The organism is Streptomyces sp. NPDC051578 (assembly GCF_044454045.1).
Taxonomy (GTDB): domain Bacteria; phylum Actinomycetota; class Actinomycetes; order Streptomycetales; family Streptomycetaceae; genus Streptomyces.
This window is the reverse complement of record NZ_JBITDH010000008.1, coordinates 25,614-37,174: the sequence shown is the minus strand read 5'-3', so window position 1 is coordinate 37,174 and position 11,561 is coordinate 25,614. Positions and strand designations below refer to the sequence as shown.

The window sequence follows — 11,561 nt, the reverse complement described above, 5'->3', positions numbered from 1 at the left end:
TCACATGTGACAGGGCATGGATAGATGGGTGGAGGCGCCGTTTCCGAGGCACCCGCGCCGTCGTTGCCCTACCGGATATCCAGGTGCGCGGGTGCGGAGCGGCCGGACATGATGGCCACCGCGCACTCCGCGCGACCCCCTGCGAAAGGACCACGCACCTCCATGACCCGTACCCCCCGCGAAGCGAAGACCGTCCACCTCACCCCCGAGGTGTACGCCTACCTCGTCGAGCAGGCCGAACCCGCCACCCCCGTCCAACTGCAGCTGATCGAGCGCACGCACGCCCTCGGCGGCCCGTCCGAGATGCAGGTCCCGCACGAGCAGGGCGTCCTCCTCACCCTGCTGGCGAAGCTCGCCGGCGCCCTGCGCATCGTCGAAGTCGGCACCTTCACCGGCTACTCCACGCTCGCCCTCGCCCAGGGCCTGCTCCCCGGCGGCAAGGTGCTCACCTGCGACGTCTCCGAGGAGTGGACGAGCATCGCCCAGGAGGCGTGGAAGGCAGCCGGGGTCGCCGACCGCATCGACCTGAGGATCGCCCCCGCCCTGGAGACCCTGCGCGACCTGCCGCCCGAGCCGGTGATCGACCTGGTGTTCCTCGACGCCGACAAGACCGGTTACCGCGCCTACTGGGACGAACTCGTGCCCCGCGTGCGCCCGGGCGGCCTGCTGCTCGCCGACAACGTCCTGTACGGCGGCGAGGCGGTCCGCCCCGACGCCACGGGCAACGCCCTGGCCATCCGGGAGTTCAACGCGCACGTGCGGGCCGACGAGCGGGTCGAGTCGGTGACGCTGCCGATCGCGGACGGCCTCACGGTGGCGCGCAAGCGCTGAGCGCCGGCGGCGTCGGCGGCGACGACGGTGGACCGCAAGGCTGAGCGCGTGCGGCTGAGGCATCATCCTGAGCGGAAGACCACCTCCCCCGACAGGAGCCCCGCCCGTGACGCGCCGCCACATCCCGTTCGAACGCCTGCACAACTTCCGCGACATGGGCGGCTACCGCGGTGCCGACGGCCGCCGGGTCGCCTGGGGCGCGCTCTACCGCGCCGACTCCCTCGGCAAACTCCGGGGCGCCGACTGGCAGCGGTTCCTGGACCTCGGGATACGGACCGTCATCGACCTGCGCTACCCCTGGGAGGCCGACGCGAAGGGGAGGGTGCCCGAACCGCACCGGTTCGTGTACGCCAACCTCAGCATCGAGCACCGGCCCTACGACCAGGCCGACATCGACCCCGCCATCGACCCCTGGCGCTACCTCGCGGACCGCGCCGCCGAGGTCACCGAGGACGGGGCCGAGGAGATCCGCCGGGCCCTGGAACTGATCGCCGGGGCCGAGCCGGGGGCCACGGTGTTCCACTGCACTTCCGGCAAGGACCGCACGGGGCTGATCGCCGCCTTCGTACTGACGCTGCTCGGCGTCTCCCGCGAGGACGTCCTGGCCGACTTCGCCCTCACCGAGCTGGCCACGGCCCGCCTCCTCGCCGACTGGCACACCGCCAACCCGGGCCGCACGATGCGCTGGCCCTCGTACGGCCGCGCCCCCGCGACGGTCCTGGCCCTCGTCCTGGACGACCTGACCGCCCGCTACGGCTCCCCCTCCGCCTACCTCATCGACCGCGTCGGCGTCACCCCGGCCACCGTCCAGCGCCTCCGGGAACGACTGCTGACCGCCTGAGCGAAGGCGCAGGCGGCCGGCCGTCGTGGAGCCCGTTCCTAGGAGCGGACCTCGTCGCAGGCGATGCGGAGGTGGCGGGGGCCGCGCAGGACGGCGTTCTGACGGTACGGGGGCGGGTCCTCCAAGAGCCGGGGGTTGTGGAGGCGGCGGGCCAGTTCGGTGAGGGCGAGCTGCGCCTCCAGGCGGGCCAGGGGCGCGCCGAAGCAGCTGTGGATGCCGCTGCCGAGGCCCAGGTGCTGGACGTCCCGGCGGTCCGGATCGAAGCGGTCGGGGTTCTCGAAGCGCTGGGGGTCCCGGTTGCCCGAGGCGAGGATCAGCCACATCGAGGAGCCCTTGGGGATGGTGACCCCGCGCACCTCGATGTCGACGAGCGGGGTGCGCTGCGGCAGCAGCTGTACCGGCGGTTCGAACCGCAGCAGCTCCTCCACCAGCGGCGCCGCCAGCTCCGGCTCCCGGCGCAGCCGCTCCAGTACGTCGGGGTTGCGCAGCAGCGTGAGCATCCCGTTCGTGATCAGGTTGACCGTCGTCTCGTGCCCCGCGATCAGCAGCAGGGCGGCGGTGCTGAGCAGCTCCATGGTGGACATGGACTCGTCCTGCCCGTGCCCGGCGGCCAGTTGGGACAGCATGTCGTCACCGGGCTGCTTGCGCCGCTCCTCGATCAGCCCGGCCAGGTACATGCCCAGTTCCATGCGGGAGTCGTGGGTCTTGCGCTGCCGCTCGGCGGGGTCCGCGTCCGGATCGGGGTCCAGGCTCGCGGCGAGGGTGTCCGCCCAGACGTGGAAGCGGGGCTCGTCCTCACGCGGCACCCCGAGCAGCCGGCAGATCATGGTGACGGGGAAGGGGTAGGCGAACTGGTCGACCAGGTCGATCTGTCCGGGGTCGCCGAGGTCGTCGATGAGCCCCGTGACGATGGCGCGCAGGTCGCCGCGCATCCCGTCCACGCGGTGCGGGGAGTGGGGCGGCCCGAAGGGCCGGTTGGTCATCCGGCGGAGCCGGTCGTGTTCGGGCGGGTCCAGCTTGAGGAAGCTGGGCGGCAGGGCCGCCGCCTCCTCCTCGGACTCCCCGGCGAGCGGGTCCCCGGCCGTCGCGGCCAGGTTGCGGGCGTCGGAGCTGAGCCTCGGGTCGTGCAGCAGGCTCTGGATCTCGTAGTAGGTGCTGATGACGTACGGCCCGCTCCCGTCGTGGAACACGGGAGTCTTGCGCAGTTCCTCGTACAGCGGGTACGGGTTCGCGCGGTTGGCGTAGTCCAGGATGTCGCTCAGGATGCCGTGGGTCATTGCGGGTCCTCCGGGGGCCTGCGGGTCAGTGCCCGGCGGGGGTGAACGTCATCCGCCGGTCGGCCGGCGAATATCCGCTGAGGGTGATGGTCGGCCCGTGCGTGGGCACGGACGGGTCGGGGAAGTCGGCCGGGACGGGCCGGTGGCCGTCGGGACGCCGGTCGACCGTGGGGAACGGCACCGGGAACGGCGCCGTCGTCTCGATCTGCTGCTGGTAGAACTGCAGCCACCGGGAGTTGTCGAAGGTGACGGCCCCGATGACGCGGCCCTGGTACCCGTACACGCCGGTGAAGCGGCGTTCCGCCCGCGAGCCCTGGGTGATCATGATCTCGGTGCCCATCGACGGTACGCCGACGGACTTGATGTTCACCCCGAACTGCGAGGACCAGAAGGCCGGCACCCAGATGTGCGGCCGCCGGTCGGTGCTCACGCTCAGCATGTTGTGCGCGGCGGTCTCCGCCTGGGAGACCGCGTTGCCCCAGTGCTCCAGCGACAGGAACTGGTATCCGAACAGGGGGTGCGGGGAGCGGGCCACGTCGCCCGCCACGTAGATGTCGTCGGTGACGATGCCCCGGATATCGAAGGCCCGGCAGCCCGCGTCGCAGGCGATGCCGCGCGGGCCCGCGCCGAGCCCGGACCCGGCGAGCCACTCGGTGTTGCGCTGGGCGCCCAGCGAGACGACGACCACGTCGCACTCCAGCGTGGTGCCGTCGGACAGGTGCGCGGCCCGCACCCGGCCGGTGGAGTCGCCCTCCAGTGCGGTGACCATGACGCCGGTGCGCAGGTCGACGCCGTGCTCCCGCTGGAGTTCGGCGGCCACCGCCCCGATCACCCCGCCCAGCGCGCCGACGAGGGGCGCGTCGCCGCGTTCGGCGACGGTGACCTGCAGCCCGCGCTCCCGGCACGCCGAGGCGATCTCCGAGCCGGTGAATCCGGCGCCGATCACCAGGACCCGGCGGGGTCCGGCGTCCAGCCGCCGCGCCAGCGCCGCGCCGTCGTCGCGGGTGCGCAGCACGAACACCCCGTCGAGCTCGGCCTCGGCCGGGTTCGGCCAGGGTCGCGCCCGTACGCCGGTGGCGATCAGCAGCCGGTCGTACGGGACCTCGTCGCCGTCGGCGAGCTTGACGCGCCGGGCCGCCATGTCGAGGCCGGTGGCCGCGGTGCCGAGGCGCCACTCGGCGTCGATGGCGCGGCGGCGGGGCAGTGCGGTGCGTTCGGCGGTGGACTTGCCGAGCAGGACGCCCTTGGAGAGCGGCGGGCGGTCGTACGGTTCGTACGGCTCGTCACCGATCATGGTCAGGGATCCGGTGAAGCCCTTGTCGCGGATCGTCTCGGCGGCGCGCAGCCCGGCCAGCGAGGCTCCCACCACGACGATCCGGCCCTCGCGCTTGAGGTGGTCCAGGGTCACTTCATGCATCGCGGGCCTCCGCGGCGCCCGCCAGGTCGCGGTCGCGGTCCAGGTCGTCCACGAGGATGGCCTGTACGGGGCAGGCGGCGGCCGCCTGCGCCAGCCGCTCGCGCTGGGCCTCCTCGGCCTGCGGATCGTAGAGGAGCCCCTCGTCCCCGTGCATCGCGAAGACGTCGGGCGCGAGGAACGCGCACTGCGCGTATCCCTGGCACCGGTTGAGATCGACGACAAGCCTCAGCAACGTGCGGTCCTTTCGGTGACCCCCTCGGCTCCCCGGACCAGCGTGCCGTGCGCGGGCCGTTCCGGCCCGTCCGGCCGGACCATCCAGGTGACGGTCGTCCGCTCCCGCGCCGTCACGGTGTGGGCGTGGCGGCCCGCAGGATGTACAGGCTGATCAGGAGCGCCCACGCGGGGAACACCAGCTCGGACCACGGCACGGAGGAGCCCACCACCAGGAGCACCAGGCCGGCCACGAGCCCGGCCGCGCTCAGGGCGCGCGGGAAGACGCCGAGCTTGCGTCCGATGGTGGACGTCGCGAAGACGAAGACGGCGGCCATCCGCATGCCGTACGTCGTGAGCAGCTCGTACGCGAAATGCCGGCCGAAGTCCTGGGGCTGGTGGGCGGAGAGCACGGTCCCGGCGGCCGCGGCGGCGCCGAAGAGGGAGGCGACGAAGACCAGTCCGCTGCCCAGGAAGACGGTGGCGACGAACCGGTCCTCGGCCTCCCCGGTGTGCGCGCGCACGGCGCCCATGAACCACAGGAAGGCGATGCCGGCGAAGGGGACGAGCTCCACGGCCGTGCTCAGCTCGTTGCGCTGCCCGGCGTCGGGCCGCACCGCGGAGTCGGCGGTCCCTTCGGGCAGCCCGAGACGGGCGAGCACGATCGCCGCGGCCAGCAGGACCGCGAAGACGATGCCCGCCACCCCCGCCGCCCGGGGCGTCTCCAGGTTCTGTGTCCGGGACGCGCCCGGTGATCGCTGTCTCATCCGTCCAGCAAGCCGGGCCCGGCGCCCGACGGCCAACGGGGTCAGCCGGCCGGGTGACGCCCGTGGCAGGGGTGCCGGACAGCGGTCAGGGGTGTTTAGGGGATCGGCGGCGCCCGCCGGCGGCCGTAGGTTTCTGCCGGAATCGGCACGGCACCGAGCGAAGGAGCACACCATGGCTGAGATTACCGAGACCCCCGAGGCGTGGACCACCGAGGTGTGGACGACCCCCGACTTCGTCGCCTTCGAGACGGCTTTCGAGGTCACCGCGTACGCCGCGCGCCTGGAGAAGTGAACCGGTCCTCGGGACGGCGGGAGCCGGCGGACACGGCTCCCGCCACGGGCACAGGACAATGGACCACGGGCGGGAAACTGATATGACCACACTTCTGGGGGAGTCCGAGTTCGTCGGCGCCCTGCGCGGGCTGTCCTCCTCGTACTGGGGCGCCCACCCCTTCCACCAGCGCCTGCACAGCGGCGGCCTGGACCGGCGCGAGCTGCGGCTGTGGGCCGCGAACCGCTGGTACTACCAGCGCATGCTGCCGCAGAAGGACGCGGCGATCATCAGCAACTGCCCGCTGCCGGAGGTCAGGCGCGCCTGGGTCGACCGCCTCGCCTACCACGACGGCACCCCCGGCGACGAGGGCGGCATCGAGCGGTGGATGCGCTTGTGCGAGGCCGTGGGCCTGACCCGCGAAGAGGTGCTGGACGAACGCCACCTGCTGCCCGGGGTGCGGTTCGCGGTCGACGCGTACGTCACCTTCGCCCGCACCCGGCCGTGGACCGAGGCGGTCGCCTCGGGTCTGACGGAGATGTTCGCCGGGCACCTGATGACCCGCAGGGTCACCGACATGCTCGCCCACTACGACTGGATCCGCGCCGAGGACCTCGCCTACTTCACCGACCGGATCGAAGCGGTCTCCGGCGAGGGCAAGGGCACCCTCGACATCGTCGTCCGGTACGCCACCACCCGCGAGCAGCAGGACGCGGCCGTCGCCGCGCTCCGCTTCAAGTGCGAGGTGCTGTGGCTGATGCTCGACGCCATCGAACGCGCCGCCGTCCCCGTGCACGGGTGACGGGGAACCGAACCTGCGAGACCTGCGAGAAGGAGTGGCCGTGGACCGGCCCGTACTCGGCCGCGGTGTGCGGCTCATCTACGACAAGACCCGGCAGACCCACGTCGTCCTCCACCCCGAGGGCGTGCTCGTGCCCAACCGCACGGCCGTCTCCGTACTCGAACTGTGCGACGGGGCGACGACCGTCCCGGGGATCGCCGAGGCGCTGGGGGCCACCTACGCCGGGGTGCGCGAGGAAGAGGTGGGCGCGGTGCTGACGCGGCTCGCCGAGAACGGAGTCGTCCGATGGACCTGACCCCCGCACCGGCGACACCGGCGGCCGCCCCGCCGCTGGGGCTGCTCGCCGAACTCACCCACCGCTGCCCCCTGCACTGCGGCTACTGCTCCAACCCGCTGGAACTGATCGAGCGCGAGAAGGAGCTGAGCACCGGGCAGTGGACGGAGGTGTTCACCCAGGCCCGCGACATCGGCGTCCTCCAGGTGCACCTGTCCGGCGGAGAGCCGCTGGCCCGCCCCGACCTGCCGGAGCTCGTCTCGCACGTGAGCGGCCTCGGCGCGTACGTCAACCTCGTGACGAGCGGCCTCGGACTGACCGAAGCGCGCCTCGCGGACCTGGCCGACCGCGGACTGGACCACGTCCAGCTGTCGGTGCAGGGCGCGACCGCCGAACGGGCCGACCTGCTCGCCGGCGCCAGGGCCCACCACCACAAGATCACCGCCGCGGCGCTGGTCCGCGCACGCGGACTGCCGCTCACCGTCAACGCCGTCCTGCACCGCGGGAACCACGACCAGCTCGCCGGCCTCATCGAACTCGCCGAGGCCATGGGCGCCGACCGCCTGGAGCTCGCCAACACCCAGTACTACGGCTGGGCGCTGCGCAACCGGGCGGCCCTGATGCCCACCCCCGAGCAGCTGGCAGCGGCCGAGCCGGTCGTGCGGGCCGCCATCGAGCGACTCAAAGGCACCATGGAGATCGTGTACGTCCTCGCGGACTACTACGAGCCCTACCCCAAACCGTGCATGCACGGCTGGGGCGCCCTCCAGCTCACGGTCGCCCCCGACGGGACCGTGCTGCCCTGCCCGGCGGCGAGTGCGATCACCACCCTCAGCCTCGACAACGTCAAGGACACCCCCCTCGGCGACATCTGGTACAAGTCCGGTTCCTTCAACGCCTACCGCGGCGAGGAATGGATGCCGGACCTGTGCCGCAGCTGCGACCGGCGCTCCGTCGACCACGGCGGCTGCCGCTGCCAGGCGTTCCTGTTCACCGGGGACGCCGCCGCGACCGACCCCGTCTGCTCCAAGTCGGACCGGCGCGGCGTCGTCGACCTGCTGCTGGCGACGCCCGGCGCGGCGCCGCCGGAGATGGTCATGCGCGGACCCCGACCGGTCGCGGCGGTGCGCCGATGAAGGTCGTCCTGCTCGGCACGGCGGCCGGCGGCGGCTGCCCGCAGTGGAACTGCGCCTGCCCGGTGTGCACTTCGGGCGCGCCCGCCCGCAGCCAGGACGGCGTCGCCGTCAGCGCGGACGGCCGCGACTGGTACCTCGTCAACGCCTCGCCCGACATCCGTGCGCAGATCCTCGCGACCCCGGAGCTCGCGGCCGGCCCCGGCCCCCGCCAGACCCCGGTGCGCGGGGTGCTGCTGACGGACGCCGAGCTCGACCACACGCTGGGCCTGATGATGCTCCGCGAGGGCGGCGGGCTGCGCGTGTGGGCGGGCAGGGCCGTGCTCGGGGCGCTGGACGAGGGCTTCCCGGTGCGGGGGATCCTCGGCGGCTACAGCGGCTGGGAGTGGTCCGAGCTGACGGCGGGCGGGGCGCGGGACATCGGGGGCCTGCGGGTCATCGCCTTCGCGGTCGGCGACAAGCGCCCCAAATACGCGCGCGGCTCGGCCGGGGCCGGCCCGTGGGTGGTCGCCTACCGCTTCGAGGACCCGGCCACGGGCGGCGCCTTCGTGTACGCGCCCTGCCTGGCCCGCTGGCCCGACGGCTTCGACGCCTTCACCGCGGGCGCCGGCTACGTCCTGCTCGACGGTACGTTCCACACGGCGCGGGAATTCGGCGGTGCGACGGGCGCCGCCGGGACGACGGCCCCGCAGGCGGCGATGGGTCACCTGCCGGTGGCGGGGGAGGGCGGCAGCCTGGAGCACGTCCGGCGGCTGCGCGCCACGCGGCCGGGCACCCGGTGGGCGTACACACACCTCAACAACACCAACCCGATGGCCGATCCCGGCTCCAAGGAGCACCTGGAGGTCTGCGGGGCCGGAGCGGAGATCCCTGCGGACGGGACGCGCCTCGAACTCTGAGCACCCGCGGGCGAGAGGGTCCGGCTGCCCCGACGGCAGCCGGACCCCGCTCGTTCAGGACCCTGCTCGTTCAGGACCCCGCTCGTTCAGGACCCCGCTCGTTCAGGACCCCGCGAGGCGCCGCCGGACCAGGCCGATCACCTCCGCGGCGTGCTCGTTCAGGTAGAAGTGCCCGCCGGTGAACCAGTGGAAGGACACCGGACCCCTCGTGTGGTCGGTCCAGCCCTCGGCCTCCAGGGCGGTCACCTCCGGGTCGGCGTCCCCGTTCAGTACCACCACCGGGCACTCCAGCACCGGTCCCGGCCGGTACCGGTAGGTTTCCGCAGCCTTGTAGTCGCCGCGGATCGCCGGCAGCACCGCCCGCAGCAGTTCGTCGTCGGCCAGCACCGCCGGGTCCGTACCGCTCATCGCCTTGATGGTGGCCAGCAGCCGCTCGTCCGGTGCCAGGTGGATGCGTTCGTTCTCCCGGTGCCGGGACGGCGCCCGGCGGCCCGAGGCGAACAGCGCCACCGGCCCGTGCCCGGCCTCCTCCAGCCGCAGCGCCACCTCGAAGCCGAGGGTCGCGCCCAGGCTGTGCCCGAACAGTGCCACCGGCCGGTCGCACCACGGCAGCAGCTGCGCCACCACCCGGTCGGCGAGCTCCCGTACGTCGTCCAGGCACGGCTCGTGGCGGCGGTCCTGGCGGCCCGGGTACTGCACGGCCACTACGTCGGCCTGGGGGGACAGGGCCCGGGAGACCGGGAAGTAGTAGCTGGCCGAGCCGCCCGCGTGCGGCAGGCAGACCAGCCGTACGGGTGCGTCCTCGGCGGGGTGGAAGCGGCGCAGCCAGGCGCCGGCGGTCGTGGTCGCGGTCATGTCGTTCTACGTCCCGTTTCGTGAGGTGTGGTGCGGTGAAGGTGGCGGTGGGAAGGGGCCGCCCGGCTCACCGGGCGGTCCAGGTGCCGGGCGGGCGCCAGCCGCGCGCCGGCCCCCAGGCGGCGGCGCGGGATTCGTGCGCGGCGTGCGCGCCGGGGTGTTCCCGTTCTCGCCCGGCGGCGAGCAACACCAGGAGGAGCGCGGCGAGTTCGGTGCTGTCCGGGGCCCCGCGCTCGATCCTCATCAGTGGTTCGGCCCGCTCGGTCATGGGGCGTACTCCTCGCTCTCGCGCACGGCGGTCAGAACGGCGGGTTGCCGTGCTTGCGTTCGGGCAGCGGCACGTGCTTGGCCCGCAGCGCCTCCAGGGCGTCCACCAGCACCTGCCGGGTCGTGGCCGGGTCGATGACGTCGTCGACGAGGCCGCGTTCGGCCGCGTAGTAGGGGTGCATCAGCTCCTGGCGGTACTGCTTGACGCGCTGCGCGCGGGCCGTCTCCGGGTCGTCCGCGGCGGCGATCTCCCGGCGGAAGACGACGTTGGCGGCGCCCTCCGCGCCCATCACGGCGATCTCGTTGGTCGGCCACGCGAACGACAGGTCCGCGCCGATCGAACGCGAGTCCATGACGATGTACGCGCCGCCGTACGCCTTGCGCAGGATCACCTGCACCCGCGGCACCGTGGCCGCGCAGTACGCGTACAGCAGCTTCGCCCCGTGCCGGATGACCCCGTTGTGCTCCTGGTCGCTGCCCGGCAGGAAGCCCGGCACGTCCACCAGGGTCACCAGCGGGATGCTGAACGCGTCGCAGGTCTGCACGAACCGCGCGGCCTTCTCCGAGGCGTGGATGTCCAGCACGCCGGCGAGGGAGGCGGGCTGGTTGGCGACGATGCCGACCACGTGCCCGTCCAGCCGGGCCAGCCCGCAGATGATGTTGGTCGCCCAGTTGGCGTGGACCTCGAACAGGTCCCCGTCGTCGACGATCTCCTCGATCACGGCGCGCATGTCGTACGAGCGGCCCGGGTCGGCCGGGACCAGCTCCGCCAGCGATCCGCACCGCCGGTCGGCCGGATCGTCCGCCACCACCGACGGCGGCAGCTCCCGGTTGTTCGAGGGCAGCAGGGACACCAGGTGGCGCACCTCCTCCAGGCACTCCTCCTCCGTGTCGTACAGGAATGCGCTGGCACCGGAGACCGAGGAGTGCACGTGCGCGCCGCCGAGGTCGTTGTGACTGATCCGCTCGCCCGTCACGGCCTGCACCACGTCGGGGCCGGTGATGTACATCTGGGAGATGTCACGGACCATGAACACGTAGTCCGTCAGGGCGGGGGAGTACGTCGCTCCGCCCGCGCACGGCCCGAGCATCACGCTGATCTGCGGGATCACACCGGAAGCGGCGACATTACGGCGGAAGATGCCGCCGTAACCGGCGAGCGCGGTCACACCCTCCTGGATACGGGCCCCCGCGCCGTCGCTCAGCGAGACGAGCGGGGCGCCCGCCGCGACCGCGAGGTCCATCACCTTGTGGATCTTCTGCGCGTGGGCCTCGCCGAGCGAGCCGCCGAAGATCCGGAAGTCGTGCGCGTACACGAACACCCGGCGGCCGTCGACCTTGCCCCAGCCCGTCACCACGCCGTCGGTGTGCGGCCGGCGGTCCTCCAGGCCGAAACCGGAAGCCCGGTGGCGGCGCAGCTGCTCGATCTCCCGGAACGTGCCCGGATCGAACAGCAGGTCCAGCCGCTCGCGCACCGTCAGCTTGCCCCGGGCGTGCTGCGCCTGCGACGCGCTCGGCGACGGGCCCAGCTCGGCCGACTCCTTGATCGCTCCCAGTTCGGCCACTCGGACGTTCACATCGGCAACTGTCATGCTCCACCCGTCTCTTCTCGCCTCGGGGGCCCGCGGGAGGCGGCGCCCTGGGCAGTGCGTGCCATTGAAGGCGCCCGGGGAGCGCGCCGAGAACACCGACCACCCCCCTGACCACGCCCGTAGCG

Annotated in this window: 14 protein-coding genes; 7 read left to right on the top strand and 7 right to left on the bottom strand. The window is 72.9% G+C overall.

The window, feature by feature from the left end; genetic code table 11:
- The first annotated feature begins 162 nt into the window (after nt 1-162).
- Nucleotides 163-831 (top strand): O-methyltransferase, encoded by a 669-nt coding sequence (locus ACIA6C_RS26720; protein ID WP_399279565.1) that lies wholly within the window; start codon nt 163-165, stop codon nt 829-831.
- A 106-nt stretch (nt 832-937) separates the two neighbouring features.
- Nucleotides 938-1,672, top strand: a complete 735-nt coding sequence (locus ACIA6C_RS26715) for a tyrosine-protein phosphatase (protein ID WP_399279563.1) — start codon at nt 938-940, stop codon at nt 1,670-1,672.
- Between the two features lie 38 nt (nt 1,673-1,710).
- On the opposite strand, the gene ACIA6C_RS26710 is transcribed toward ACIA6C_RS26715, so the two are convergent.
- The 4 genes from ACIA6C_RS26710 to ACIA6C_RS26695 form a co-directional block, all read right to left on the bottom strand.
- A complete protein-coding gene (locus ACIA6C_RS26710; protein WP_361140328.1) occupies nt 1,711-2,949 on the bottom strand; it encodes a cytochrome P450 in 1,239 nt (412 codons plus the stop codon).
- Between the two features lie 25 nt (nt 2,950-2,974).
- The gene (locus tag ACIA6C_RS26705; RefSeq protein ID WP_399279561.1) at nt 2,975-4,366 is read right to left on the bottom strand and encodes an NAD(P)/FAD-dependent oxidoreductase; all 1,392 of its coding nucleotides are present in this window, start codon (nt 4,364-4,366) and stop codon (nt 2,975-2,977) included.
- Nucleotides 4,359-4,595 (bottom strand): ferredoxin, encoded by a 237-nt coding sequence (locus ACIA6C_RS26700; protein ID WP_361140330.1) that lies wholly within the window; start codon nt 4,593-4,595, stop codon nt 4,359-4,361. Before ACIA6C_RS26700 ends, ACIA6C_RS26705 begins: the two co-directional genes overlap by 8 nt.
- Nucleotides 4,596-4,710: 115 nt before the next feature.
- Complete coding sequence (locus ACIA6C_RS26695; protein ID WP_399279559.1) at nt 4,711-5,343, bottom strand: hypothetical protein; 633 nt, start codon at nt 5,341-5,343, stop codon at nt 4,711-4,713.
- A 172-nt stretch (nt 5,344-5,515) separates the two neighbouring features.
- Here ACIA6C_RS26695 and pqqA point away from each other — a divergent pair, with 172 nt between their 5' ends.
- The 5 genes from pqqA (at nt 5,516) to pqqB (ending at nt 8,722) form a co-directional block, all read left to right on the top strand.
- Complete coding sequence (gene pqqA, locus ACIA6C_RS26690) at nt 5,516-5,635, top strand: pyrroloquinoline quinone precursor peptide PqqA (protein WP_190187566.1); 120 nt, start codon at nt 5,516-5,518, stop codon at nt 5,633-5,635.
- 82 nt (nt 5,636-5,717) lie between these two features.
- A complete protein-coding gene (gene pqqC / locus ACIA6C_RS26685; RefSeq protein ID WP_361140317.1) occupies nt 5,718-6,416 on the top strand; it encodes a pyrroloquinoline-quinone synthase PqqC in 699 nt (232 codons plus the stop codon).
- A gap of 40 nt (nt 6,417-6,456) precedes the next feature.
- Nucleotides 6,457-6,711, top strand: a complete 255-nt coding sequence (pqqD, locus tag ACIA6C_RS26680; protein ID WP_361140314.1) for a pyrroloquinoline quinone biosynthesis peptide chaperone PqqD — start codon at nt 6,457-6,459, stop codon at nt 6,709-6,711.
- Nucleotides 6,702-7,826, top strand: a complete 1,125-nt coding sequence (gene pqqE / locus ACIA6C_RS26675; RefSeq protein WP_399279556.1) for a pyrroloquinoline quinone biosynthesis protein PqqE — start codon at nt 6,702-6,704, stop codon at nt 7,824-7,826. Before pqqD ends, pqqE begins: the two co-directional genes overlap by 10 nt.
- Complete coding sequence (gene pqqB / locus ACIA6C_RS26670) at nt 7,823-8,722, top strand: pyrroloquinoline quinone biosynthesis protein PqqB (protein ID WP_399279554.1); 900 nt, start codon at nt 7,823-7,825, stop codon at nt 8,720-8,722. Before pqqE ends, pqqB begins: the two co-directional genes overlap by 4 nt.
- Before the next feature lie 102 nt (nt 8,723-8,824).
- Here pqqB and ACIA6C_RS26665 read toward each other — a convergent pair whose 3' ends face one another.
- From ACIA6C_RS26665 to ACIA6C_RS26655, 3 genes are all read right to left on the bottom strand, one after another.
- Complete coding sequence (locus tag ACIA6C_RS26665; protein WP_399279552.1) at nt 8,825-9,577, bottom strand: thioesterase II family protein; 753 nt, start codon at nt 9,575-9,577, stop codon at nt 8,825-8,827.
- A gap of 67 nt (nt 9,578-9,644) precedes the next feature.
- Nucleotides 9,645-9,845: an acyl-CoA carboxylase epsilon subunit gene (locus tag ACIA6C_RS26660; RefSeq protein ID WP_399279550.1), complete on the bottom strand. Its 201-nt coding sequence runs from the start codon at nt 9,843-9,845 to the stop codon at nt 9,645-9,647.
- A 31-nt stretch (nt 9,846-9,876) separates the two neighbouring features.
- A complete protein-coding gene (locus ACIA6C_RS26655) occupies nt 9,877-11,436 on the bottom strand; it encodes an acyl-CoA carboxylase subunit beta (protein WP_399279548.1) in 1,560 nt (519 codons plus the stop codon).
- Nucleotides 11,437-11,561 lie beyond the last annotated feature (125 nt).

Bases quoted from the DNA above. Each gene is read 5' to 3' on its own strand.
- pqqE (WP_399279556.1), top strand. From the start codon at position 6,702: ATGGACCTGACCCCCGCACCGGCGACACCGGCGGCCGCCCCGCCGCTG.
- ACIA6C_RS26665 (WP_399279552.1), bottom strand. From the start codon at position 9,577: ATGACCGCGACCACGACCGCCGGCGCCTGGCTGCGCCGCTTCCACCCC.
- ACIA6C_RS26695 (WP_399279559.1), bottom strand. From the start codon at position 5,343: ATGAGACAGCGATCACCGGGCGCGTCCCGGACACAGAACCTGGAGACG.
- pqqC (WP_361140317.1), top strand. From the start codon at position 5,718: ATGACCACACTTCTGGGGGAGTCCGAGTTCGTCGGCGCCCTGCGCGGG.
- ACIA6C_RS26705 (WP_399279561.1), bottom strand. From the start codon at position 4,366: ATGCATGAAGTGACCCTGGACCACCTCAAGCGCGAGGGCCGGATCGTC.
- ACIA6C_RS26660 (WP_399279550.1), bottom strand. From the start codon at position 9,845: ATGACCGAGCGGGCCGAACCACTGATGAGGATCGAGCGCGGGGCCCCG.
- ACIA6C_RS26720 (WP_399279565.1), top strand. From the start codon at position 163: ATGACCCGTACCCCCCGCGAAGCGAAGACCGTCCACCTCACCCCCGAG.
- pqqB (WP_399279554.1), top strand. From the start codon at position 7,823: ATGAAGGTCGTCCTGCTCGGCACGGCGGCCGGCGGCGGCTGCCCGCAG.
- ACIA6C_RS26655 (WP_399279548.1), bottom strand. From the start codon at position 11,436: ATGACAGTTGCCGATGTGAACGTCCGAGTGGCCGAACTGGGAGCGATC.
- ACIA6C_RS26710 (WP_361140328.1), bottom strand. From the start codon at position 2,949: ATGACCCACGGCATCCTGAGCGACATCCTGGACTACGCCAACCGCGCG.
- pqqA (WP_190187566.1), top strand. From the start codon at position 5,516: ATGGCTGAGATTACCGAGACCCCCGAGGCGTGGACCACCGAGGTGTGG.